This is a genomic window from Roseospira goensis, assembly GCF_014197795.1.
Taxonomy (GTDB): domain Bacteria; phylum Pseudomonadota; class Alphaproteobacteria; order Rhodospirillales; family Rhodospirillaceae; genus Rhodospira; species Rhodospira goensis.
The window spans coordinates 1-23,494 of the sequence record NZ_JACIGI010000011.1 but is presented as its reverse complement, the minus strand read 5'-3'; the positions used below and the strand labels follow the sequence as shown (position 1 = coordinate 23,494).

Genomic DNA, 23,494 nt, shown 5'->3' with positions numbered 1-23,494 from the left:
TTCGCCCCGATCCGGGCGGCGGCCGCGCGGCGGCCGAGGCTCGTTGGCGGTTTTGCGCCCGTTGGCTGTCTCCGGGATGTCACACTTGACGTGCCCGGCGCGGCGGGCGAGACATCCGTACGCGCCCCGGCGGCTGGGTCCCTCCTCCGGTCCGGTCGTTTCGGCGTGCCCTTGGTTCAGGTCCGCGAGGGACCGCCCCGGCGCGAGCCGTCGCGGCCGCGCCCGCCCCGGTCCCCGCGAAGAAGAAAGCACAGGGAGTGCCATGAAGGTCCTGGTCGCGGTCAAGCGCGTCGTCGACTACAACGTGAAGATCCGCGTAAAGGCGGACAAGACGGGAGTCGAGACGGCCAACGTCAAGATGTCCATGAACCCCTTCGACGAAATCGCCGTCGAGGAGGCCGTGCGCCTGAAGGAAGCCGGCACCGCCACCGAGGTGGTCGCCGTCTCCATGGGCCCGCAGCAGGCGCAGGAGACCATCCGCACCGCGCTCGCCATGGGCGCCGACCGCGGCATCCTGGTCAAGAGCGACGACGACCTGCAGCCGCTGGCCGTCGCCAAGCTGTTCAAGGCGCTGGTGGACAAGGAATCCCCCGATCTGGTGCTGATGGGCAAGCAGGCCATCGACGACGACAGCAACCAGACCGGCCAGATGCTGGCCGGGCTGCTGGGCTGGCCGCAGGCGACCTTCCTGTCGAAGGTGGCGATCGGCGACGGGTCGGCCACCATGACCCGCGAGATCGACGGCGGCCTGGAGACCGTCGAGGTCAAGATGCCCTGCGTCGGCACCGTCGACCTGCGCCTGAACACGCCGCGCTACGCCTCGCTGCCCAACATCATGAAGGCGAAGAAGAAGCCGATCGAGACCCTGGAGGTCGGCGACCTCGGCGTCGATGTCGCGCCGCGCCTGACCACGGTGGCGGTCGAGGAACCGCCGGCGCGCCAGGCCGGCGTGATGGTGCCCGACGTCGCAACCCTGGTGGACAAGCTGCGCAACGAAGCGAAGGTGATCTGACCATGGCCATTCTCGTCATCGCCGACCACGACAACACCGCCATCCGTCAGGGCACCCTGGCCGCCATGACCGCCGCCCAGCAGATCGGCGGCGACGTCACCGTGCTGGTGGCCGGCGAGGGCTGCCGCGCGGCCGCCGACGACGCCGCCAAGATCGCCGGCGTGAGCAAGGTGCTGTGCTGCGACTCGCCGCTGTACGCGCACCACCTGGCCGAGCCGTTCGCGGCCCTGATCCTGACCATCGCCCGGGACTACAGCCATATCCTCGCGCCGGCCGTGACCATGGGCAAGAACACCCTGCCCCGCGTCGCCGCGCTGCTGGACGTGGCCCAGATTTCCGACATCTCCGGGGTCGTGGACGCCGACACCTTCGTGCGCCCGATCTACGCCGGCAACGCCATGGCCACGGTCAAGAGCGCCGATGCCATCAAGGTCATCACCGTGCGCGGCGCGTCCTTCGACAAGGCCGCCCACGGCGACGGCAGCGCCGCGGTCGAGGATCTGGCCGCGGCCGAGGATCCCGGCCTGTCGTCGTTCGTGGGCCAGGAGTTGAGCAGTTCCGAACGCCCCGAGCTGACCAGCGCCCGCGTCGTCGTGTCCGGCGGGCGCGGCATGGGCTCGGCCGAAAACTTCCACCACATCGAGACGCTGGCCGACCAGCTCGGCGCCGCCGTCGGCGCCAGCCGCGCCGCCGTCGATGCCGGCTATGCGCCCAACGATTTCCAGGTCGGCCAGACCGGCAAGATCGTCGCCCCCGAACTCTACATCGCGGTCGGCATCTCCGGCGCCATCCAGCACCTGGCCGGCATGAAGGACTCCAAGGTCATCGTCGCCATCAACAAGGACGAAGAGGCCCCGATCTTCCAGGTGGCGGACTACGGCCTGGTGGCCGACCTGTTCGAGGCGGTCCCGGCCCTGGAGGCCGCGCTGGCGTCGTAGGCGCGTCCGGCCCCGCCTCGACCTCTCCGATCCCCGCCCTCCCTGCACCGGGACGGCCGTCGCACCGCTCCCGGCGGGGCGATCCGGCCCGGGCGGGGACGGCCCCCCGCACGGCCGGCGGGTCCCGCGCGCCGGCCCCAGGCACAAGGACCGCGCAATGATCAAAAAGATCGGCGTCATCGGCGCCGGCCAGATGGGCACCGGCATCAGTCACGTGTGCGCCCTGGCCGGGTTCGACGTGCGGCTGACCGACGTCAGCCAGGAGGCCCTCGACCGCGGCCTGGGCGTCATCGCCCACAACATGAGCCGTCAGGTGGGCCGGGGCTGGATCGCGGAGGCGGACAAGGAGGCCGGCCTGGCCCACATCGTCGCCGGGCTCGGCATGGAGCAGTTCGGGGACTGCGACCTGGTGGTCGAGGCCGCCACCGAGGACGAGCAGGTCAAGCGCCGCATTCTCGGCGACCTGTGCCCGCACCTGTCGCCGGAGTGCGTGCTGGCGTCGAACACCTCGTCGATTTCGATCACCCGCCTGGGCGCCTCCACCGACCGCCCGGGCAAGTTCATCGGCATGCACTTCATGAACCCGGTGCCGATGATGAAGCTGGTCGAGTTGATCCGCGGCATCGCGACCAACGAGGAGACCTATCAGCTCGTCCGCGTCGTGGTCGAGCGCCTGAACAAGACGTCGGTGCCGGCCGAGGACTTCCCGGCGTTCATCGTCAACCGCATCCTGATGCCCATGATCAACGAGGCGGTCTACACCCTCTACGAGGGAGTGGGCGGTGTCGAGGCCATCGACACCGCCATGCGCCTGGGCGCCAACCATCCCATGGGGCCGCTGGAACTGGCCGACTTCGTCGGGCTGGATACGGTTCTGGCGATCATGCAGGTGCTGCACGAGGGTCTCGCCGATTCCAAGTACCGGCCGTGCCCGCTGTTGGTGAAATACGTCGAGGCCGGGTGGCTGGGCCGCAAGACCGGCCGTGGCTTCTACGACTACACCGGCGAGACCCCGATCCCCACCCGCTGACGGGCGTCACCCCTCGCCGGAGTCGTCCGGGGCCTGCGGGACGCGTCCGCGGAACACCAGGCGCTGGACGATGTGGCCCAGGCCCTCCAGAAGGCTGCCGATCGCCACCCCGACCAGGACGGCGACGAACCATGGTCCGTTGATCGTGATGATCGCCAGCCCGGCCGCGATCATCTGGACCGCCGGAATGCGGGACTTGGCGCCGGTGGCAACGCCGACCGCCAGATCCAGCAGCAGCAGGGTGCTTCCGGTCCAGAACAGCCAGAACGGCCCGACCTGCCAGCCGGTCAGGGTCAGGATGCCGGCCACGGGACCGACCAGGAGAAGCAGGAACGGAGGCTGGACGGCGGCGGGCATGGGGCAGGGATCCTCTTGCGGTCGTCGAGTGACAGGCCGGGGGTGACAGGCCGGGCGCCTGGGGTCGCGGCTGACGTCGATATCACCATACACAGAGTCGGGTCTTCTGGAAAACCGCCCCCCGCGTGACGGCCCAGCCGTGACGGCCCAGTCGTGACGGCCCGGTCAGAGCCCAAGACTCCGCGCCCAAGAAAAGGCCCGGCTCCGCTGGGGCGGACCCGGGCCAGGTGATGGAGAGAGAGAGAGAAGCAGAAGCCCGCCGATCGGCAGCCGAGTGACCGGCGGGTCCTCTTCGGAACGACGGCCGACGGGCGACCGTCTGTTCCAGGTCAACAGATAGAGCCGCGCGATGGTTCCACCGTGTCGGAACCATGGTGATATCATGGCGCGGTCGCGAACCCGGGCGCCGTAGCGCGGATCGCGATCACGCGGAACCACGTCGTCGTTCCGAGTGATCGCGTGAATCCGCGCTAAGTATATGAATCGCAGCCGATTATCGCGAGAAACCGGACCGGCCGGACCGGCGCACGCGGCGGCACGCACACAGGACGGAGGGCATCGGCATGGCGGAGGCGAGCGGCCTGCGGGTTCTGGTCACCGGCGGTACGACGGGCATCGGCGGCGCGCTCAGCCGCCGGCTGGCGGCGGCGGGTGCGCGCGTCGCGGCGACATACCACGGCGGCGCCGACGCGGCGGCCGCCCTGGAGCGCGAGACCGGCGGGGCCGTCGTCACCCGGCCCGCCGACCTGACCGCGCCGGGCGAGCCGGCCGCGACCGTGGCCTGGGCGGCGGAGGCCCTGGGCGGGCTCGATGCGGTGGTGAACAACGCCGGCGGCATGGTGGACCGGGTGCCGTTCGCGGCGATCGACGACGCCTTCCTCGACAGCGTCTTCGATCTCAACGTGCGCCAGGCGATCAAGGTCACGCAGGCCGCCCTGCCGCACCTGGAGGCCAGCCCCCAGGCGTCGATCCTGTTCGTCAGTTCGATCAGCGCGCGCACCGGCGGCAGTCCGGGGTCTTCGGTCTACAGCGCCGCCAAGGCGTTCCTGTCGACGCTGACGCGCTCGCTTGCCAAGGAACTCGGCCCCCGGGGCATCCGGGTCAACGCCATCTCTCCCGGCACCATCGACACCGCGTTCCACCAGCGGCACTCGACGCCCGAGAAGCTGGAGGCCACCCGCGCGGGTATCCCGCTCGGCCGGTTGGGCACGCCGGACGATTGCGCGGGTCCGGCGCTGGCGCTGCTGGCGCCGGCGCTGGGCGGCTACGTGACCGGACAGGTGGTGGAGGTCAACGGCGGTCAACTGTTGGCCTGAGCCGCCCGCCGCGTCGAACACGCGACACCGGATCGCCGACGACCCGCCCTACTCGTTGACGACTCGCCCTACTCGTTGACGACTCGCAAGGTGCGCCGTTCGTCCTCGTTCAGCACCAGGTGGTCCACCATGCGGTGGTAGTCCTCCCAGGTGTCGCAATACTCGCTCACGGCCTGCACCAGGCAGTCCTCGGGCGGACGGCCCGAGCGCGCGGCCAGCGCCATCAGGCGGGCCAGCAGGCCGGGCGGCAACAACGTGGAGAGCGTGTCGTCCTTGGTCACGGCGGGTCCTCTCCCTCCGGTTCGCACAACGCCCGGGCTCGCGGCGCCGTCACGCGTGGCGCCCGCGTCCGGTCGCGGGTCCCCCTTCTGGCCGTCGTCCCTTGGCAGCCCCCCGGTTGGTCCGGGTTGGAACGACATCCCCGCCCCCTCTTCCGCATATGACTCCTTTGAGCCCGGAACGCAAAGGCGGAGTGCGGATCGGGGCGCAGATCCCGTATATTGACACGAAAGCGCCGCGGTCCGGCGCGCTGGCCGCAAGATATTGACAACGGATGGACACCCGGCCCATCACGCGGTCGGGCGCCCGTCCGCGGCGGCGCCACCGATGCGAGCGAATCGCAGGTCGTCGGGACGTCGGGGCCGCGGACGCGCGGGGCCGCTCCTAACCGTTTGGATACCACCCGATGGCACGCACGACGAAAGGCGGTTCGTCCGGGGGACCGCGCCGCGGCGAGCAACGCCGGCGCCGGACCGCATCGCCGCGCAAGGCGCCCGCCCGCGCGGCCACCGGGCGCGCCGCCGCGAAAAAGACCCCGGCGCGGAAACCCGCCAGCCCCCCGAAGACCCGGCCCAAGACACCGCCCGCGCGATCGCGGACGCCGCCGGCCAAGCCGGCGGCGCGGACCGCCCGGGGCCGCCGCGCACCGGCCCGCCGGCGCGGCTGGCCGTCACGACTGTGGCGCCTGACCTCATGGACGCTGGTCGGCACGATCTGGACGGCGGTCGCGCTGGCGCTGCTGGTGGGCTGGTACGCCTACGACCTGCCCGACGTGCGCGAGGCCGCGACGCGGGTCCGGCCGGCGGGCATCACCGTGCTGGCGGACGACGGCACGCCGCTGGCGGTGGCCGGCGAGGTGCACGGCGAGACGGTGACGGTGGCGACGCTGCCGCCGGCACTGATCCAGGCCGTTCTGGCCACCGAGGACCGCCGCTTCTACCATCACTGGGGCGTCGACCCGTTCGGCATCGCCCGCGCCATCGTGGTCAACCTGCGCGCCGGCGCGGTGGTCCAGGGCGGCAGCACCATCACCCAGCAGGTCGCCAAGACCCTGTTCCTGAGCCACGACCGGACCCTGCGGCGCAAGGTGCAGGAACTGCTGCTGGCGCTGTGGCTGGAGGCGACCTTCAGCAAGGACCAGATCCTCGGGCTCTATCTCAACCGGGTCTACCTGGGGGCCGGCACCTACGGCATGGACGCCGCCGCGCGGCGCTTCTTCCGCCGACCGGCGACCGCCGTCGGCCCTTACCAGGCGGCGGTGCTGGCGGGCCTCATGAAGGCACCGTCGCGGCTCAACCCGGCCGCCAATCCGGACCTGGCCCATGCCCGCGCCCGCGAGGTCCTGGGCAACATGGTCGAGGCCGGCTATCTGGAGGCCGCCACCGCCGACCGGCTCGCCCGCGAGGGGCGCCCGACCCTGGCGCTGGCGCGCGGCGCCGGGGCCGGCGGGCGCTACTTCGGGGCGTGGGTCCTCGGCCGGGTCGACGGCTACGTCGGCGCCGTGGACCGCGACCTGGTGGTCGAGACCACCCTGCGGCCGGCGGCCCAGGCAGCGGCCGAGGCCGCGTTGGCGGCGGTGCTGGACGATCCGGACGTGCGCGCCCGCGGCGCCACCCAGGGCGCGGTGGTGGTGCTGGACCGCCGCGGCGCGGTGCTCGCCATGGTGGGCGGCCGGGACTGGGCCGCCAGCCCCTTCAATCGCGCCGCCCAGGCCCGGCGCCAGCCCGGCTCGGCGTTCAAGCCGGTGGTGTGGCTGGCCGGGCTGGAGGCCGGCCTGACGCCCGACAGCGTGATCGAGGACGCGCCGGTGACCGTGCGCGGCTGGTCGCCGCGCAACCATGACAACCGCTACCGGGGGCCGGTCACCCTGACCACGGCGCTGGCGCAGTCCGTCAACACGGTCGCCGTGCGCATCGCCGAACACGCGGGGCGCGACCGGGTCGCCCGGGTGGCGCGCCGACTCGGCCTGACCACCGTGGACACCACCGACCCGTCGATGGCGCTCGGCACCATCGAGGTCTCGCCGCTGGACATGACCGCGGCCTATGCCCCGTTCGCCAATGGCGGCCGGGCGGTGCTGCCGCACGGGGTGGTGCGGATCCGCGACCGCAGCGGCGCCGTGGTGCACCAACGCCGCGCCCTGGGCGAGGCCCCGCGGGTGGTGTCGGCGGCGCACGAGGCAGCGATACGGCGCATGTTGCGTGCGGTGGTCACCCGGGGCACCGGCCGGGCGGCGCAGCCAGCGCCGGGCGCCGGCCTCAGCGTCTTCGGCAAGACCGGCACCACCCAGGCCTTCCGCGACGCCTGGTTCGTCGGCTTCGTGGAGACCGCCGCGGGGGGCGTCGCGCTGGCCGGGGTGTGGATCGGCGACGACCAGGGCCGGCCCATGGACGGGCTCGGCGGCGGCGGCCCGGCGGCCGCCGTGTTCCGTGACCTGTTCGCGCGCTGGCGTCCCTGAGCGATGCACGGCGCGGAAGCGGATCACGCCATCCGTTGCCCCGGACCGCCAAACGTCCGATCATCCGGGGCAAGTCCGACCGCCAAGGTCGGAGACCCACGACCAGGGAGGATCGGGACCATGAAGACACGTGCCGCCGTCGCGCTGGAGGCCGGCCAGCCGCTGGTGATCGAGGAGGTGGACCTGGAGGGACCGAAGGCCGGCGAGGTGCTGGTGGAGATCAAGGCCACCGGGGTGTGCCACACCGACGCCTTCACGCTGTCGGGCGCCGACCCGGAGGGCCTGTTCCCCACCATCCTGGGCCACGAGGGCGCCGGGGTGGTGCTGGAGGTGGGCGCCGGCGTCACCTCGGTGGTCCCGGGTGACCACGTCATCCCGCTCTACACGCCGGAATGCCGGCAGTGCGCATACTGCCTCAGCGGCAAGACCAACCTGTGCCAGGCCATCCGCGCCACCCAGGGCCAGGGCCTGATGCCCGACGGCACCAGCCGGTTCTCGCTCAACGGCCGCATGCTGCACCACTACATGGGCTGCTCGACCTTCGCCAATCATACGGTCCTGCCCGAGATCGCGGTCGCCAAGATCGACCCCGACGCGCCCTTCGACAGGGTGTGCTACGTCGGCTGCGGGGTGACGACCGGGGTCGGCGCAGTCATCAACACCGCCCATGTGGAGCCCGGCGCCACCGTCGTGGTCTTCGGCCTGGGCGGCATCGGCCTGAACGTGATCCAGGGCGCGCGCCTGGTGGGCGCCGACATGATCGTGGGCGTCGACATCAACCCGGCCCGGCGCGCGATGGCCGAACGCTTCGGCATGACCCACTTCGTGAACCCGAACGAGATCGACGGCGACCTGGTGGCGCATCTGGTCGACCTGACCGGGGGCGGCGCCGACTACAGCTTCGAGTGCATCGGCAATGTGCAGGTGATGCGCGCCGCCCTGGAATGCTGCCACAAGGGCTGGGGGGTCTCGACCATCATCGGCGTGGCCGGCGCCGGCGAGGAGATCGCCACCCGGCCGTTCCAGCTCGTCACCGGGCGGGTGTGGAAGGGCAGCGCCTTCGGCGGCGCGCGCGGCCGCACCGACGTGCCGAAGATCGTCGAGTGGTACATGAAGGGCAGGATCGAGATTGACCCGCTCATCACCCACGTGCTGCCGCTGGAGCGTATCAACGAGGCCTTCGACCTGATGCACGAGGGGCAGTCGATCCGGACGGTCATCACGTTCTGAGCCGGGGCGGTTTCTAGACCCCGCGCCCCCGCGGGAGCGGGGGCGCAAGAAGAGATCCCATGTCTGGGTCCCACGCTCCCGCGTGGGGCCCGGCGCCCCCGCAGGAGCGGGGGCGCAAGATCCCATGTCTGGGTCCCACGCTCCCGCGTGGGGCCCGGCGCCCCCGCAGGAGCGGGGGCGCGAGATCCCATGTCTGGGTCCCACGCTCCCGCGTGGGACCCCGCGCCCCCGCGGGAGCGGGGGCGCAAGAGAATATCCTTCTCAGTCCCACGCTCCCGCGTGGGACCCCGCGCCCCCGCAGGAGCGGAGGCGCAAGAAAATATCCTTCTCGGTCCCACGCTCCCGCGTGGGACCCCGCGCCCCCGCAGGAGCGGAGGCGCGAGATCCCATGTCTGGGTCCCACGCTCCCGCGTGGGACCCGGCGCCCCCGCGGGAGCGGGGGCGCGAGATCCCATGTCTGGGTCCCACGCTCCCGCGTGGGACCCGGCGCCCCCGCAGGAGCGGGGGCGCGAGAAAATGTCCTTCTCGGTCCCACGCTCCCGCGTGGGACCCGGCGCGCTGCCCCCCAGGCGCCCACGCAGGAGCGTGGGCGCAAGTAGACAAAGGACGCCCACGCAGGAGCATGGGCGCAAGAAGAGAGGGCGCAAGACGAGTTCCCTCTTCCACCGCCGACCCAAGCGAGGATCCCGTGACTCTCGAAACCCTTTCCGAAAACAAGTGCTTCGGCGGCATCCAGGGGATCTACCAGCACCCCTCGCGCGAAACCGGCACCCCCATGCGCTTTGCCCTCTACCGGCCGCCCCAGGCGCTGGAGCCGGGGGCACGCGTGCCGGTGCTGTGGTGGCTGTCGGGGCTGACCTGCACCGAGGAGAACTTCACGATCAAGGCCGGCGCCCAGCGGTATGCAGCCGAGCACGGCCTGATGCTGGTGGCCCCCGATACCAGCCCGCGCGGCCTCGATCTGCCGGAGGAGCACGCAGCCTACGACTTCGGCAGTGGCGCCGGCTTCTACGTCGATGCCACGGTGCAGCCCTGGGCGCGGCATTACCGCATGTACAGCTACGTGACCGGGGAGTTGCCCGCGCTGGTGGCCGCGCACTTCCCAATGGACCCGGCGCGCCAGGGCGTGAGCGGCCATTCCATGGGCGGGCACGGCGCCCTGGTGATCGCGTTGCGCAACCCGGACCGCTACCGCTCGGTCTCGGCCTTCGCGCCGATCGTCACCCCGTCGCGGGTGCCGTGGGGCCAGAAGGCCTTCACCGGCTACCTGGGCGAAGAGCGCGCGCTGTGGGCCGCCTACGACGCCACCGCGCTGGTCGGCGGCAGCGAGTGGCGCGGGCCGATCCTGATCGACCAGGGCGACGCGGACACCTTTCTGGGCACCCAGCTCACCCCGGAGGTGTTCGCGGACGCGGCGCGGACGGCCGGCGTGCCGATCACGCTGCGGATGCAGCCCGGCTACGACCACAGCTATTTTTTCGTCGCCACGTTCATCGGCGAGCACATCGCGCATCACGCCGCGGCGCTGGCCGGCTGAGGGCGGGCGCCTCGTGAACCGGCGAAGCGCTCCGGCCTTTGCGACAAGTGATCTGGGCGCATACAACGAAACCAGACAGCCCTCGGCAAGAAATCATCTTTTATTGCGCGAGCCGGTGCGGGTGCAGTCCAAGAGGCGTATGTCCGATGCCTTAAAGACACCCTTTTGCCCATCCCCTATGATGATCTGATTACAATTCTCCCGCCGGGGCCGGTCCCGCGGCACGGGATGTCTTCCTCCCGAGGCGGGCCGGCTCGCGACCGATGGCGCCATGAGACCGGCCGGCGCAAGACGTGACCTTTCGGCCGGCTGGCCGGCCGGTGGGCCCCTGGCATCGCTGCGCGGCGCCGCTGTGTTGGTCGGCGCGCTAAGGGCGTCGGGGGCTGCGTACGGCCGTGCTCCTGATCCGTCAGGATTAAGGCCGGCCCGTATGAGACGCGGACGCGCACAGGAGGACACGGACGATCCCTGACGAATCTCTGGGCGCAGACACACAGCGGCTCGACGGCCGCCCCGCCCTCCAGTCCGGCCCGCCAGGCGACGCCGAGTCCTGGCTGGTGCAGGCCGTGAACACCGCGCCGGTCGCGACCTGGATCAAGGACGAGACGCTGACGGTGCGCTTCGCCAACCCCGCCCTGGCCCGCCTGGTGGGGTGGGCGCCCGCGGACGTGGTCGGGGCGACCGACCATGACCTGTTCCCGGGGGCGGTCGCCGACGCCCTCCACGCCGACGATCGCGCGGTGCTGCGCACCGGCCGGCCGGTGACGCGCACCCATCGGCTGCCGGGGCCCGAGGGCGCCTGCGTCACCGTCTGCTCCGATCCGGTCACCGCCGACGGCCGTTGCGTGGGCGTCCATACCACGCTGCGCGAGGTGGCCGACCCCGCCGCGTCCTGTGCCGAGTCGCCGGAGATGGCGGGCCTGCTCGACCGGGTGTTCGAACAATCACTGGTGGGCCTGGCGTTCCTGGACCGCCAGGGCCGGTTCCTGCGCGTCAACGACGTCTACGCCGGCAAGCTCGGCCTGCCCCGCTGGGCCTTCGAGGGGCAGGCCTACGCCGATGTCAACACCGACCACGCGCTGAGCGCCACCCTGCGCGATGTCCTGGAGACCGGCGTGCCGGTGCGCTCGCGGGGGCGGCCGCGCCAGCCCCACGGTGACGACGACCAGGAGGTGACCTACTGGGACGTGCTGATGCAGCCGATCCGGGACGATCGCGGGATGGTGAACGGGGTTCTGGTCGCCACCGTTGACGCCACGGACCGGGAGCTGGCGACCCAGGCCCTGCGCGACAGCGAGCAGCGCTACCGGCTCCTGGCGGCCAACGCCAGCGATCTGATCACCACCCACGACCTGGACGGCGTGTGCACCTTCGCCTCGCCGGCGGCGCACCCCGTGCTCGGACACGACCCGGCCGACATCGTGGGCCGCACGCCGGGCGACCTGTCGCACCCGGACGATGCGGCGTGCCTGAACCACGCCCGCACCCTGATCCTGACCGACGGCGCGCCGGGCACCTTCCGCTATCGGGCCCGGCACGGCGACGGGCGCTACGTCTGGGTGGAGACCACCAGCCGGGCGATGAAGGACCCGGCCACCGGCGCGCCCAGCGGGTTCATCGGGGTGACGCGCGACGTCACCGCCCAGGTGCGCGAGGGCGAGGCGCTGCGGCGCAGCCGCCGGCTGTACAAGGGCCTGTTCGACGGCTCCAGCGCCATCATGCTGCTGATCGACCCGACGTCCGGCGCCATCGTCCAGGCCAATCCGGCGGCAAGCCGCTTCTACGGCTATCCGAACGACCGCCTGCGCGCCATGCGCATTCACGCGCTGAACACGCTGCCGCCGGGCGAGGTCGATCGCCACTGCCAGCGCGCCGCCCTGCGGCAGTGCAACGCCTTCAGCTTCCGCCACCGGCTCGCCTCGGGCGAGATCCGGGACGTCAGCGTGAATTCGACGCCGCTGGAGCTGGAGGGCCGCACCCTGCTGTTCTCCATCATCCACGACGTCACCGACCGCATGGCGGCGGAACGGGCGCTGCGCGCCAGCGAGCGGGAGAAGGCCCGCATCCTGTCGAGCATCTCCGATCTGGTCACCTTCTTCGCCGCCGACGACCTGCGCATCTCGTGGACCAACGCGGCCGCGGCGGACGCCGCCGACCAGACCACGCGGGCGATGATCGGCCGGCACTGCTACGAGATCTGGGAGGAGCAGACCGCGCCCTGCCCGGACTGCCCAGTGCTGAAGAGCTTCCGCACCCGCCAGCCCTGCGAGTCGGAGATCTCCACCCCGGGTGGCCGCACCTTCGCGTTGCGGGCCTTCCCGGCGTTCGACGAGACCGGCGCCCTGGAAGGGGTCGTCGAGGTCGCGCGCGACGTCACCGACCTGGTGCAGGCGCGTCAGTCCCTGGCCGCCACCGTGGCCGACCTGGAACGCGCGCAGCGCATCGCGCGGGTCGGCAACTGGAGCTTCGATCCGGCCGTCGGGGTGCCGGTGTGGTCCGCGGAGGTGTTCCGCATTCACGGCCGCGATCCCGACCAGGGTCCCCCGGACCGCGGCGACCTAGAGCGCCTGTATGACCCGACGGACCTGACCCTGCTGCGGGGCGTCATCGACGCCGCCGTCCGGGACGGCACGCCCTACGATCTGCTGCTGCGCCTGCACCGTCCGGACCAGCCGGACGCCTGGGTCCGCATGCAGGGTGAACCGGAGCCCGTGCCCGGACCGGCCGGACACGTCGTTCATGGCACCATGCAGGACATCACGGCGATCAAGCGGGCCGAGGATGCCCTCGCCCGCAACGAGGAGAAGCTGCGTCTCGCCCTGGAGGCCGCCGACGACGGCATCTGGGACTGGGACATGGTGACCGGCGAGCTGGACTGGAGCCCGCGCTGCTTCACGCTGCTTGGCTACCCCTCCGACACCTTCTCGCCCTCGCTGGCGTTCTGGGAGGACATGGTGCACCCGGACGACCGGGCGCGCGTGCTGCCGATCGTCCACGAGGGGTTGCGCGCGGGCCGGCCGATGGACGTCGAATACCGCCTGCTCCGCGGCGACGGCGCCTGGATGTGGGTGCAGGCCTGCGGCAAGCCGGTGGCCTGGGACGGCGCCGGCCGCGCCACCCGCGCCATCGGCACCGTCACCGACATCGACATGCGCAAGCGCGCCGAGCAGTCCCTGGTCGAAGCCCGCATCTCCGCCGAGCAGACCAACCAGGCCAAGTCCCAGTTCATCGCCGCCATGAGCCACGAGTTGCGGACACCGCTGAACGCCATCCTCGGCTTCTCCGAGATGATGAAGGACGAGATGCTGGGACCGGTCGGCTCACCGACCTATCGGGAATACGCCGCCGACATCCACGCCAGCGGCACGCATCTGATTGACCTGATCGACGGTCTCATGGACCTGGCCAAGATCGAGGCCGGACGCCGCGACCTGACGCTGGCGACCCTGGACCTCGCGGAGTTGATCTCGGGCACGCTGCACCTGGTCGAGCACCGCGCCGCCACCCAGGGCCTGACCCTTTACCGCGACCTCGCCCCCGGGCTGCCGCCGCTGGTCGCTGACGACCTGGCGGTCCGCCAGATCGTCTTCAACCTTCTGACCAACGCGATCAAGTTCACCCCGCGCGGGGGTCAGATCACGGTCTCGGCCGGGCCGGGCGCCGACGGCGGCATCGACCTGGCGGTCGCGGACACCGGCATCGGCATCGCGCCGGCCGATCAGACCCGCCTGTTCGAGCCGTTCGCCCGCGCCGCCGACGCCGAGATGCGGCGCATCGAGGGAACCGGCCTCGGGCTCGCCCTGGTGCGCTCGCTGGCGGAGATGCACGGCGGTACGGTGCGCCTCGCCAGCACGCCGGGCGTCGGCAGCGTGTTCACGGTCTCGTTCCCCATGAGGGAGCCGCCCGCCCCCTGACCGGGCGGGCCGATGGCGGCGCGTCGGCGTGCCAGACACCGCCGACCGCGAGGGCGGGGGACCCTGGCGGCGCGGCGAGACCCTGTCGGTCGTCGCGCGGATCGCGATCCGCGCAGGGTAAGAAAACCGTAAACAGAGCGTCAAAAAACATTCAACTCTAAGGCATAGAGGGTTTTCGGGCGGTCGCCTATCCTCCGGCTCCAGGGTCTCGCCTGGGAGCGAACCGCGCCGCGCCGCGACCACGCCCCGGGGCGGATCACCTGTACCGGAGGAAGACACCCCATGAGCCACACCCCCGAAAGCACCCGCTCCGCCTGGAGCACCCGGGTGGACGGCGACGACGACGTCGCCCTGAATCGCTCGACCGCACCGTCGTTCGACGCCCTGCTGGCCGCGCGCCTGGCCCAGGTCGGCACCCCGGCCGGCCTGGCCGCCACCACCGCCCTGGGCGGTGCCGGTGCCGCCGTCGTGGCCGCCAGCCTGTTCAGCGGCAAGACCCTGAGCCGGCGCGGCCTGATGAAGGGCGCCGCCGCCTCCGCCGCGCTGGCCGCCGGCGCCGGTGCCGTCGGCACCGCCCTGGCCCCGGCCTCCGCCCGCGCCGCCGAGAGCGCAAGCACGCTGACCTTCCCGCCGCTGCCGCACGGCTACGACGAGACCAGCCACGTTGCCGACGGCTACGAGATCCAGACCCTGATCCGCTGGGGCGACCCGGTGGTGGCCGGCGCGCCGGACTTCGACCCGCTCAAGCAGAGCGCCGCGGCCCAGGCCCAGCAGTTCGGCTACAACAACGACTTCGTGGCCTTCATGCCGCTGCCGGTCGGCTCCGACAATTCGGACCACGGGCTGCTGTGCGTCAACCACGAGTACACCAACCCGCACCTGATGTTCCCGGGCATCGGCGACGGCGAGATCGACAAGCTGACCAAGGATCAGGTCGACATCGAGATGGCCGCCCACGGCCACGCCGTGATCGAGATCCGGCGCGACGGCACCACCTGGCGCGTGGTCCCGGACAGCCCGCTGAACCGCCGCTTCACCGCGCTGAGCACGGACTTCGCGATCACCGGCCCGGCCGCCGGCTCCGACCGCCTGAAGACCAGTGCCGACGCCACCGGCACCAAGGTGATCGGCACGGTGAACAACTGCGCCGGCGGCAAGACGCCGTGGGGCACCATCCTGTTCGCCGAGGAGAACTTCCACGGCTACTTCATGGGCGACGTGGAGCAGACCGCCGAGGCCGAGAACTACAAGCGCCTGGGCGTCGGCGGCGGCCGCTACGCCTGGGGCAAGTTCCACGACCGCTTCGACGTCGAGAAGGAGCCCAACGAGGCCAACCGCTTCGGCTGGATGGTCGAGTACGACCCCTACGACCCCAACAGCGTGCCGAAGAAGCGCACCACCCTGGGCCGCTTCAAGCACGAAGGCGCCACCACCGTGGTCAACAAGGACGGCCATGTCGTCGTCTACGCCGGCGACGATCAGCGCTTCGAGTACGTCTACCGCTTTGTCACCGCCGGGACCTTCAACCCCGACGACCGCGCCGCCAACATGGACCTGCTCGACGAGGGCACGCTGTCGGTGGCGCGCTTCAACGACGACGGCACCCTGGACTGGCTGCCGCTGGTGTTCGGTCAGGGGCCGCTGACCCCGGACAACGGCTTCAACGACCAGGGCGACGTCATGATCGACGTGCGCAAGGCCGCCGACCTGCTGGGCGCCACCCCGATGGACCGGCCCGAGGACGTCGAGCCGAACCCGGTCAACGGCGTCATCTATGCGCTGATGACCAACAACACCAAGCGCAAGGACGACCAGCTCAACGCGGTCAACACCCGCGCCGCCAACCGGCACGGCCACGTGGTGGAGATCATCCCGCCGGGCACCGCCGCCGACGGCGACGGCGCCAACGCCGATCATGCCGCCGACACCTTCACCTGGGATATCTTCCTGATGGCCGGCGATCCGTCCAAGCCCGAGGACGGCGCCCGCTACGGCGGCGATGTCGGCCCCGACGGCTGGCTGTCCTGCCCGGACAACGTGGCCTTCGACAGCAAGGGCCGCATCTGGATCGCCACCGACGGCGGCCCCAAGAGCGGCATCGCCGACGGCGTGTGGGCGGCGGACGTGTCCGGCCCGGGCCGCGCCCTGACCCGGCGCTTCTACGCCTGCCCGCGCGGCGCCGAGCTGTGCGGACCGGAGTTCACGCCGGACGACTCGGCCTACTTCGCCGCCGTCCAGCATCCGGCCGACGAGAAGGACAGCACGTTCGACAATCCCTCGACCCGCTGGCCGGACTTCGATGACAGCCTGCCGCCGCGTCCGGCGGTGCAGGTGATCGTCAAGACCGGCGGCGGCGCCATCGGCTGACAGCGATCACGGGCCGGGATACGACCCCGGCCCGTGATCCTGACCGATGCGCACGGAGGGACATCATGACCACCCTGCCCGCCCCCTCGACCAGCCGCCGCGGCCTGCTGCGGGCCGGGCCGGCCGCCCTGCTCGGCCTCGTGGGCGCGACCCTGCCCGGACCCCGCCCGGCGCGCGCCCGCACGGCCACCAAGGCCGCCGAGGCCGCCGAGGCCGCGTACGATCCGCGCACGCAGATCTGGCGGTGCACCTACAACGAATGTGACCCGTACTACTACGACCCGGCCAAGGGCGATCCCGACAACATCATGGGCGACCACCCGATCCCGCCGGGAACCGCCTTCGAGGACCTGCCCGACACCTGGCGCTGCCCGATCTGCGGCGCCACCAAACGCTGGTTCGTCAAGGAAAGCTAGCGCCGATCGCTCGACATCGGAACCACCGGGGTGGGGCCGATTTCGAGCGTGAATCGGCGCAATCTGCTGGTTTCAGAGCCGATCGCCGCCGCGCCCTACCCCCGGTCGCGGCGGAGGGCTTCGGCCTGACGCGCGACCGCGCAGGTCTTGCCGGAGGCGCAACTGGAACAGGGTGACCGCTTGCGGCCGAACCAGGTGCGCCACAGGTACAGCAGCGCGACCGCCACCAGCCCCCCCACCAGCAGCAGCTCCAGCCCGCCGGCGACGGCCTCCTCGCTCAGGTCGACCGCCGGCGGCGCCGGATCGGCGGCGGTCGTGGGGACGGGTGTGGTCACGGTTGTGGGGGCGGTGTCCGTCACGGTGGGGTCCTGGCTCATTCTGCGGCTCCCTTCGGCTCCGGCCGGTAGCCCGGCACCGGCAGCGTCCGCCCGAACGGCGGCTTGAACAACCCCACCAGAAGCAGCAGGGCCAGCGCGGTGACGTAGACCGCCGTCATCATCTCCAGGCCGCTCAGGTTCAGGAGCGTGCCCGTGGTGTAGGTCAGGCTCGCCACCGCCAGTGCCAGCGTGGTCGGGAAGACGATGGCGAAGGCCATCCAGGCATAGGACTGAGTCTGCACCCGGATCACGATGGTGGTCGCCAGGCACGGTGGATACAGCGCGAAGAACAGCATCAGCGCCACCGCCGTCAGCGCGGTGTAGCCGGCCGCCTTCTGCTCGGCGCCCATGCGCTCCTCCAGGGTGGCGTTCTCGCCCTCCGGCTGATCGAACAGCACGCCCAGGGTGGCGACACTGCTTTCGCGAGCGGCGAAGGAGCTGAACAGCGCCACGTTGATCTTCCAGTCGAAGTTGGCGTACTGCGTCACCGGCTCCAGCAGCTTGCCGAACTGGCCGAGCGCGCTGTTGACGATGCGTTCGTCCTTCATCTCGCGGCGCAGTTCCTTGCGCGTCGTCGCCAGATCGCGCAGGGCGCGCTGGGCGGCGCGGGCGTCGGGATCGCGCGAGCGCACCACGAACGGCGCCAGCTCGGGATGGGCCTCGGTGACGCGGGCATCGAGAGCCTCGGCCGCCTCGCGGCTGGTCACCCGCATGCGGTCGCTGCGGTAATCGGTGTACAGGTTCACCAGCCGGGTCAGGTCCTCCTGGTCCGCCACCGCGGCGGCCAGCGGGTTGCCGGCCAGGGCGACGCGGAAGTCCGTGATCGCCGCTTCGGCGCGGGCGTGGTAATGCGCCTGCCGGTCCGGCGCCAGCCCGGGGAACTGCAGCAGCACGAACACCACGGTGGCGACCGCCACCACCACCGTGCCCACCTTCTTGATGTACAGCCAGGTGCGGTCGACGGAGCGGCGCAGCACGCCGACCACGGTCGGCCGATGATAGTGCGGCAGTTCCATGACAAACGGTGCCGTCTCCATGTGGCGCAGCACCGACACCGACAGCAGCTTGGCCACCAGCAGGGCAAAGATCACCGTGATGGTGGACAGGTAGAACAGAATGAGGCCCTTAGTGTCCGGAAAATAGATGGAAATCAGCAGGGTGTAGAGCGGCACCTTGGCCAGGCAGTTCATGAACGGCACGGTCAGGATGGTGGCCATCCGGGCGCGCTGGTCCGGAATGCCCTTGGTCGCCATCACCCCCGGCACGGCGCAGCCGCCGGCGAACACCCCACCCAGGATGTAGGGCAGCGTCGACTGTCCGTGCAGCCCGAAGCGGTGCAGGATGCGGTCCAGGATGAAGGCAATGCGGGCCATGTAGCCGCTGTCTTCCAGGATCGCGATCAACGCGAACAGGATCAGGAAGATCGGCACGTAGTTCAGCAGGGCGTTGGCCGAATCCACCATCCACAGCCCCATCGACCGCAGCATGGGGTCGTGCAGGAAGCCGGCCGCCGGCAAGGCGTCCGACGCCAGGTCGCGGAATCCGGCCAGCAGAGGCCACGTCACCTTGGTCAGTTCGTAGCCCTGGACGATCGAAAGCTGGTAGATCACCCAGACCGTCAGCACCAGGAACGCCGGCGCCAGCCAGCGGTTGAGCAACACGCGGTCGATCCGCTCGGTCAGCGGCACCCGGCCGGTGTCCGCCTGGCGGGTGGTGGTCGCCACGATGTCGCCGGCCAGATGGTCGCGGCAGCCGGCGACGTGGTCCGACACGCTCAGGCCGGCACGGGCCTCGAAGGCCGCGGCGGCACGTTCGGCGCGGTCGAGCAAACCGTGCACATTGGTGGCGTACTGGCGCAGCACCCCGGGCGCCTCCGCGTCGCCCTCCAGCAGCTTGACCGCCAGCCAACGGGGCGAGACGGCCTGCGTGACCCCCGGCAGCGCGGCGAGGCGGGCATGCAGGTCCGCGACCGGCTCTTCCAGATCGCCGTAGTTCAGGGTCGCGGGGACGGCCTCCGCGCGGCGCCGCGCGGTGTCGCGGATGGCGGCGCGCAGATCCTCCCGGCCGCGCCCCGTGTTGCCGACCACCGGCACCACCGGCGCGTTGAGGCGCTGCGACAACAGCGCGGTGTCGATGGTCAGGCCGCGCCGGTCGGCCACGTCGGTCATGGTCAGGGCCACGACGACCGGGAAGCCCAGTTCGAGGAGCTGGAAGGTCAGGTAGAGGCCGCGCCGCAGCGTGGTGGCATCGACCACGTTGACCAGAACGTCCGGCTGCGCCTCGCGCAGGAACCGGCGCGCCACCCGTTCCTCCAGCGAGAACGCGGTCAGGCTGTAGGTCCCGGGCAGGTCGACGACCTCGACCGTCAGCCCGTCGTCGCGGTAGACCCCGCTCTTCTTGTCGACCGTCACCCCGGGGTAGTTGGCGATGTGCTGTTGCACCCCGGTCAGGGCGTTGAACAGCGTGGACTTGCCGCAGTTGGGCTGCCCGGCCAGCGCCACGCGGATGCGCGTCGGCGGCGGGCCGACGGCCGGTGACGGGGACGACGGGGACGGATCGGGCATCACGGACCTCTCAGGAAACGACGCGCGATGGGGGGATGGTGTCGCGACCACACCCCGCCCCCCATCATCATCATGCCCTCGGGCGGCGGCGGACCGGGATCCGCCGCCGGCGCCGGGGCTACTTCAGGTCGTAGGCCCGCACCCACAGGACGGCGTCCTGGGACAGCTCCTTGCCGTCATGCTCCGTCGCGGGACCCGAGCCGAGCGCGGCGAAGCCCCAGAAGCCGGCCTTCGGGATGCCGAAGGTGAACACGCCGTTGGCGTCGGTGATCGCCACCAGCGCCCCGCCCGGCATCCCGCCAACGGTCGGCTCGGTCGGGCGATTGGTGTCCATGTCGATCGGCGCGGTCATGTACTCGATCTCGATTTCGGCGCCGGCGACCGGCTCGCCGTCCGACAGCACGACACCCGAGAAGGTGGACCCGGCGATCACGTTGGTCGGCTTGTTGAGCGGCACGATCTCGGTCGGCAGCCCGACCGGCTCGTTCCAGCCCGTGGGAATGCCGCCCTTGTTGAGAACGCTCTTGGTGATCTGCTGAATGTAAATGTCCTCGCTCTCTTCGTAGTACGGCGCCGGCGTGAAGGCCACGATGTAGTCGCCGTTGCGCTTGACCGGAATCGCCGCCTCGAAACCCTGGGCCTCGTTTTCGGCGGCCTGGAACGTGACGGGCGCGAGGGCGTCGGTCAGGTCGATCTTCTCGCCCTTGAAGTAGACCGACAGGTCCTCCGGCGTCCCCATGTCCATGGCATGGCCATTGTCCATCGGGTGCCAGAAGAAGAACTTCATCGGCACCTCGCCGGGTCGGTCGAGGTTCACGTCGGGCGTGTAGGCGAGCTGGAAATGCGCCAGGGCGGGGGCGGCCGACAGCATTACGGCGGCGGCCGCCGCCAGCACGGTGCGGGACATGCGGGGGTCTCCTCTCTCTCGGTCGAACGGGTCTCGGACCCAGAATTGGACTCAGGATGGGATTCAGAAGATCTCGGCGGCCGGGACGGTGATCTGATGACCCTCGCCGGCATCGAACAACACGCTGTAGTCGCCCTCCGGCATCTCGAAGGTGAATTCGCTGTTGGCGTCCATCTGGCTGTCGGTGAGGACGCCGCCATCGGCGTCGAGCACCCGCACCGCCACGCCGGAGGCGGACGAACCGTCGGAGAAGCCGGCCTCGCACAGCACGGTGCCGTCGCCATTGTCGTAGCAGGAAAACAGCGGAGTATGGGCCATCGCGGCCCCGGCGGGCGCCAGCAGCAAGGCCGTGCCGAGGGCGAAAGCGGAAGCGGATCGAAGCATGGGATTGTCCTTTTCTCACGGCAGTCGGTGGTGGAAGGGGCGGGACGCACAGCCCGGAGCCGGTGCCGGCGCCGATCCCCGCTCGCGGCGCAGCGCGGCCAGCACCGGATCGTCGGGGGCCGCGTCCAGGCGGCGCACCATGGACCAGGCGGTCTTGTAGCTGACGCCGCACAGCTTCTGGACGCGGACGGGCAAGCCGCGCCCGCTGTCGTCCAGGTACAGCGCCATCACCCGCAACCAGGTGGCGGTGTCGACGTTGGAGCGTTCCATCACGGTGCCGCGCCGGGCCGAGAACGGCTTGCGGCAGCGCGCGCACTTGAACCGGACGCCGCCTGACCGGACGCAGACCATGCGGTAGGCATGGCGCGACCCGCAGTGCGGGCAGACCGGACCGCGCCGCGGCCAGCGCAGGGCCTCCAGCCGGTCCTCGGCGTCGCGGCGCGCGGGGCGCGTCCGGGGCCGGGGCGGCGCGGCGGGAGAGTCCGGAAGGCGGGCGGCGGCGGCAGACATGCGGCGAATCTCGCGGACGGTGGAACACGGGGCGGCCCGGTCAGTCCGGAGGCCCTATGTTTTGTACGGTATTCGAATTGCGAACTACTCGCAACATCAACAGCATCCCGGTCCGCGGCCCCGCCCGGCGCCGGTTTTCACTCCTGTTCCAAACACTTAGCGGCTGAGTCCCGGCCCTGCCCGCGAAACCCGAGTGGAAAAATGGGTCACCAGGCGGGATAGAGCGTCGGCGCGGCCATCCGGCTCGCGAGCACGGGGAGCTCGGGTTTGACGCCATCCCCTCCGGGGGGATAGGTTCATGGGACATGACCCCGTCCCGATCGGAGCCGCCATGCCCCGCGAAGACAGCGCCCCGGCCGTGCACGCCACGCACGCCGACATCGTCAAGCGCCTGCGCCGCGCCGAGGGCCACCTGCGCAAGATCAGCGCCATGATCGAGGAGGAGCGGCCCTGCGTCGACGTGGCGCAGCAGCTCGCCGCGGTCGAGGCGGCGGTGCGCCAGGCCAAGCAGGTGTTCATCCGCGACCACATCGACCACTGCCTGGACGGCGTGCTGCGCGACGGCCCCGAGGCCAAGGCGGTCCTGGCGGAGTTCAAGGACATCTCGCGCTATCTGTAGCCGCACGGGAGGGCAGCCATGGATTTGACGACGGCGATTGCCGAGGGCAGCGGACAACCGGTGCTGCTGGCCGCGACGGCGCTGGCGCTGGGCGCGCTGCACGGGCTGGAGCCGGGGCACTCCAAGACGATGATGGCGGCCTTCATCATCGCCGTGCGCGGCACCGTGGGCCAGGCGGTCCTGCTCGGCCTGTCCGCCGCGGTGTCGCACACCCTGATCGTCTGGATCCTGGCGCTGCTGGCGCTGCGCTTCGGCGAGGAGATGATCGGCGAGGCGCTGGAGCCGTGGTTCCTGATGGCCTCCGGCGTGATCGTGCTGGTCATCGCCGCCTGGATGGTGTGGCAGGCACGGCGCGCGATACACCGCCGGACGTCCGCCGCCGCGGCCGCACCCGCGCCCGGTCCGGCGGTCGCGGGCGTGCCGGCGCCGGCGCAGGGCCACCCCGCCCTGCATGGGCACACGCATGACCATCCACACGACCACACGCAGGCGCCTTTGGATGGCCCGGGGCATCCCCTCCCCCGGGAGGGGTCATATGAGGATGCGCACGCCGCCGCCCACGCCCGCGAGATCGAGGCGCGAATCGGCACCGCCGGCCCCGGGCGCACCACCCACACCCAGACCGTGCTGTTCGGCCTGACCGGCGGCCTGATCCCCTGTTCCGCCGCCATCACGGTGCTGATCCTGTGCCTGCACCTGGACCGCTTCTGGCTCGGCGTCGGCCTGGTCGGGGCGTTCAGCGGTGGCCTCGCCGTCACCCTCGTGCTTGCCGGCGTGGTGGCGGCGCTGGGGGTCCGCACCGTGTCGCGCCGGACGCGACGGCTCGATCGGCTGCTGGCCCGGGCCCCCTATGTGTCGGCCGGCCTGATCGCCGTCGTCGGGGTCGCGATGATCGGGGTCGGCTGGACGCACCTTCCCACCGCCCCCGCGGGTTGAGCGGCGCACCGCGGCGCGCCGGCCGCAGACGAAAACGGCCCCGTGGAGGGGCCGTAAGTGTCTGATTCGGTATGGAGAAGTATGGAGAAGTCTGGAGCGGGTGATGGGAATCGAACCCACGACATACAGCTTGGGAAGCTGTCGTTCTACCACTGAACTACACCCGCAGCGCACCGGGCGGGTCTGACCCCGGGCCGGACCCCCGTTTATACGCAGGCGCGCGGCCCACGGCAAGCGCGGCGTTTGCGGTGTATGGGTTCAGGCTGCCTGAGACTCTGGAGAAGGCTCCTTGAGAGCGTTTTGAAGGTACGCGAGCGGGGTCAGGCCGTTCAAGGCGCGATGG

19 protein-coding genes and 1 tRNA gene are annotated in these 23,494 nt (G+C 71.2%); 12 read left to right on the top strand and 8 right to left on the bottom strand.

Annotation, left to right across the window (positions count from 1 at the left end):
* Positions 1 to 262 precede the first annotated feature (262 nt).
* The 3 genes from GGD88_RS08225 to GGD88_RS08215 all read left to right on the top strand — a co-directional run bounded on the left by GGD88_RS08225 (position 263) and on the right by GGD88_RS08215 (position 2,980).
* Positions 263 to 1,012: an electron transfer flavoprotein subunit beta/FixA family protein gene (locus GGD88_RS08225; protein ID WP_184434014.1), complete on the top strand. Its 750-nt coding sequence runs from the start codon at positions 263 to 265 to the stop codon at positions 1,010 to 1,012.
* Between the two features lie 2 nt (positions 1,013 to 1,014).
* On the top strand, positions 1,015 to 1,950 hold the full coding sequence (locus GGD88_RS08220) for an electron transfer flavoprotein subunit alpha/FixB family protein (protein WP_184434013.1): 936 nt from the start codon (positions 1,015 to 1,017) through the stop codon (positions 1,948 to 1,950).
* A 157-nt stretch (positions 1,951 to 2,107) separates the two neighbouring features.
* A complete protein-coding gene (locus GGD88_RS08215; RefSeq protein ID WP_184434011.1) occupies positions 2,108 to 2,980 on the top strand; it encodes a 3-hydroxybutyryl-CoA dehydrogenase in 873 nt (290 codons plus the stop codon).
* Positions 2,981 to 2,986: 6 nt separating this feature from the next.
* Here GGD88_RS08215 and GGD88_RS08210 read toward each other — a convergent pair whose 3' ends face one another.
* Positions 2,987 to 3,337: a hypothetical protein gene (locus GGD88_RS08210; RefSeq protein ID WP_184434009.1), complete on the bottom strand. Its 351-nt coding sequence runs from the start codon at positions 3,335 to 3,337 to the stop codon at positions 2,987 to 2,989.
* A 563-nt stretch (positions 3,338 to 3,900) separates the two neighbouring features.
* Between GGD88_RS08210 and GGD88_RS08205 the strand changes: the two genes are divergently transcribed.
* Positions 3,901 to 4,653, top strand: a complete 753-nt coding sequence (locus GGD88_RS08205) for an SDR family NAD(P)-dependent oxidoreductase (protein WP_184434007.1) — start codon at positions 3,901 to 3,903, stop codon at positions 4,651 to 4,653.
* A gap of 68 nt (positions 4,654 to 4,721) precedes the next feature.
* Here the strand turns inward: GGD88_RS08205 and GGD88_RS08200 are convergent, their stop codons facing one another.
* Entirely contained in the window at positions 4,722 to 4,934 is a 213-nt protein-coding gene (locus tag GGD88_RS08200) for a ribbon-helix-helix protein, CopG family (protein ID WP_343056312.1), read from the bottom strand.
* 404 nt (positions 4,935 to 5,338) lie between these two features.
* Here GGD88_RS08200 and GGD88_RS08195 point away from each other — a divergent pair, with 404 nt between their 5' ends.
* The 6 genes from GGD88_RS08195 (at position 5,339) to GGD88_RS08170 (ending at position 16,854) form a co-directional block, all read left to right on the top strand.
* On the top strand, positions 5,339 to 7,390 hold the full coding sequence (locus GGD88_RS08195; protein WP_184434004.1) for a transglycosylase domain-containing protein: 2,052 nt from the start codon (positions 5,339 to 5,341) through the stop codon (positions 7,388 to 7,390).
* 120 nt (positions 7,391 to 7,510) lie between these two features.
* Positions 7,511 to 8,620, top strand: a complete 1,110-nt coding sequence (locus GGD88_RS08190; protein WP_184434001.1) for an S-(hydroxymethyl)glutathione dehydrogenase/class III alcohol dehydrogenase — start codon at positions 7,511 to 7,513, stop codon at positions 8,618 to 8,620.
* Between the two features lie 688 nt (positions 8,621 to 9,308).
* Positions 9,309 to 10,157 (top strand): S-formylglutathione hydrolase, encoded by an 849-nt coding sequence (fghA, locus tag GGD88_RS08185; protein ID WP_343056311.1) that lies wholly within the window; start codon positions 9,309 to 9,311, stop codon positions 10,155 to 10,157.
* 557 nt (positions 10,158 to 10,714) lie between these two features.
* Positions 10,715 to 14,071 (top strand): PAS domain-containing protein, encoded by a 3,357-nt coding sequence (locus tag GGD88_RS08180; protein WP_184433996.1) that lies wholly within the window; start codon positions 10,715 to 10,717, stop codon positions 14,069 to 14,071.
* A gap of 282 nt (positions 14,072 to 14,353) precedes the next feature.
* Complete coding sequence (locus tag GGD88_RS08175; RefSeq protein ID WP_184433994.1) at positions 14,354 to 16,438, top strand: PhoX family protein; 2,085 nt, start codon at positions 14,354 to 14,356, stop codon at positions 16,436 to 16,438.
* A 65-nt stretch (positions 16,439 to 16,503) separates the two neighbouring features.
* Positions 16,504 to 16,854, top strand: coding sequence for a rubredoxin (locus GGD88_RS08170; RefSeq protein ID WP_184433992.1), 351 nt, complete (start codon positions 16,504 to 16,506; stop codon positions 16,852 to 16,854).
* 95 nt (positions 16,855 to 16,949) lie between these two features.
* Here the strand turns inward: GGD88_RS08170 and GGD88_RS08165 are convergent, their stop codons facing one another.
* The 5 genes from GGD88_RS08165 to GGD88_RS08145 form a co-directional block, all read right to left on the bottom strand.
* On the bottom strand, positions 16,950 to 17,231 hold the full coding sequence (locus GGD88_RS08165) for a hypothetical protein (protein WP_184433990.1): 282 nt from the start codon (positions 17,229 to 17,231) through the stop codon (positions 16,950 to 16,952).
* The gene (feoB, locus tag GGD88_RS08160; RefSeq protein ID WP_184433988.1) at positions 17,228 to 19,795 is read right to left on the bottom strand and encodes a ferrous iron transport protein B; all 2,568 of its coding nucleotides are present in this window, start codon (positions 19,793 to 19,795) and stop codon (positions 17,228 to 17,230) included. Before feoB ends, GGD88_RS08165 begins: the two co-directional genes overlap by 4 nt.
* A 118-nt stretch (positions 19,796 to 19,913) precedes the next feature.
* Positions 19,914 to 20,702: a DUF4198 domain-containing protein gene (locus GGD88_RS08155; protein ID WP_184433986.1), complete on the bottom strand. Its 789-nt coding sequence runs from the start codon at positions 20,700 to 20,702 to the stop codon at positions 19,914 to 19,916.
* A gap of 63 nt (positions 20,703 to 20,765) precedes the next feature.
* Positions 20,766 to 21,086: a hypothetical protein gene (locus tag GGD88_RS08150; RefSeq protein WP_184433984.1), complete on the bottom strand. Its 321-nt coding sequence runs from the start codon at positions 21,084 to 21,086 to the stop codon at positions 20,766 to 20,768.
* A gap of 15 nt (positions 21,087 to 21,101) precedes the next feature.
* Positions 21,102 to 21,596 (bottom strand): transposase, encoded by a 495-nt coding sequence (locus tag GGD88_RS08145; protein WP_184433982.1) that lies wholly within the window; start codon positions 21,594 to 21,596, stop codon positions 21,102 to 21,104.
* A gap of 331 nt (positions 21,597 to 21,927) precedes the next feature.
* Here GGD88_RS08145 and GGD88_RS08140 point away from each other — a divergent pair, with 331 nt between their 5' ends.
* Positions 21,928 to 22,215 (top strand): metal-sensing transcriptional repressor, encoded by a 288-nt coding sequence (locus GGD88_RS08140; RefSeq protein ID WP_184433978.1) that lies wholly within the window; start codon positions 21,928 to 21,930, stop codon positions 22,213 to 22,215.
* An 18-nt stretch (positions 22,216 to 22,233) separates the two neighbouring features.
* Positions 22,234 to 23,151, top strand: coding sequence for a nickel/cobalt efflux transporter (locus GGD88_RS08135; RefSeq protein WP_184433976.1), 918 nt, complete (start codon positions 22,234 to 22,236; stop codon positions 23,149 to 23,151).
* Between the two features lie 92 nt (positions 23,152 to 23,243).
* On the opposite strand, the gene GGD88_RS08130 is transcribed toward GGD88_RS08135, so the two are convergent.
* A tRNA-Gly gene (locus tag GGD88_RS08130) sits at positions 23,244 to 23,318 on the bottom strand.
* Positions 23,319 to 23,494 lie beyond the last annotated feature (176 nt).

Coding starts and splice junctions, on each gene's coding strand:
- GGD88_RS08225 (WP_184434014.1), top strand. CDS start 263: ATGAAGGTCCTGGTCGCGGTCAAGCGCGTCGTCGACTACAACGTGAAG.
- GGD88_RS08220 (WP_184434013.1), top strand. CDS start 1,015: ATGGCCATTCTCGTCATCGCCGACCACGACAACACCGCCATCCGTCAG.
- GGD88_RS08215 (WP_184434011.1), top strand. CDS start 2,108: ATGATCAAAAAGATCGGCGTCATCGGCGCCGGCCAGATGGGCACCGGC.
- GGD88_RS08210 (WP_184434009.1), bottom strand. CDS start 3,337: ATGCCCGCCGCCGTCCAGCCTCCGTTCCTGCTTCTCCTGGTCGGTCCC.
- GGD88_RS08205 (WP_184434007.1), top strand. CDS start 3,901: ATGGCGGAGGCGAGCGGCCTGCGGGTTCTGGTCACCGGCGGTACGACG.
- GGD88_RS08195 (WP_184434004.1), top strand. CDS start 5,339: ATGGCACGCACGACGAAAGGCGGTTCGTCCGGGGGACCGCGCCGCGGC.
- GGD88_RS08190 (WP_184434001.1), top strand. CDS start 7,511: ATGAAGACACGTGCCGCCGTCGCGCTGGAGGCCGGCCAGCCGCTGGTG.
- GGD88_RS08175 (WP_184433994.1), top strand. CDS start 14,354: ATGAGCCACACCCCCGAAAGCACCCGCTCCGCCTGGAGCACCCGGGTG.
- GGD88_RS08170 (WP_184433992.1), top strand. CDS start 16,504: ATGACCACCCTGCCCGCCCCCTCGACCAGCCGCCGCGGCCTGCTGCGG.
- GGD88_RS08165 (WP_184433990.1), bottom strand. CDS start 17,231: ATGAGCCAGGACCCCACCGTGACGGACACCGCCCCCACAACCGTGACC.
- feoB (WP_184433988.1), bottom strand. CDS start 19,795: ATGCCCGATCCGTCCCCGTCGTCCCCGTCACCGGCCGTCGGCCCGCCG.
- GGD88_RS08155 (WP_184433986.1), bottom strand. CDS start 20,702: ATGTCCCGCACCGTGCTGGCGGCGGCCGCCGCCGTAATGCTGTCGGCC.
- GGD88_RS08150 (WP_184433984.1), bottom strand. CDS start 21,086: ATGCTTCGATCCGCTTCCGCTTTCGCCCTCGGCACGGCCTTGCTGCTG.
- GGD88_RS08145 (WP_184433982.1), bottom strand. CDS start 21,596: ATGTCTGCCGCCGCCGCCCGCCTTCCGGACTCTCCCGCCGCGCCGCCC.
- GGD88_RS08140 (WP_184433978.1), top strand. CDS start 21,928: ATGCCCCGCGAAGACAGCGCCCCGGCCGTGCACGCCACGCACGCCGAC.
- GGD88_RS08135 (WP_184433976.1), top strand. CDS start 22,234: ATGGATTTGACGACGGCGATTGCCGAGGGCAGCGGACAACCGGTGCTG.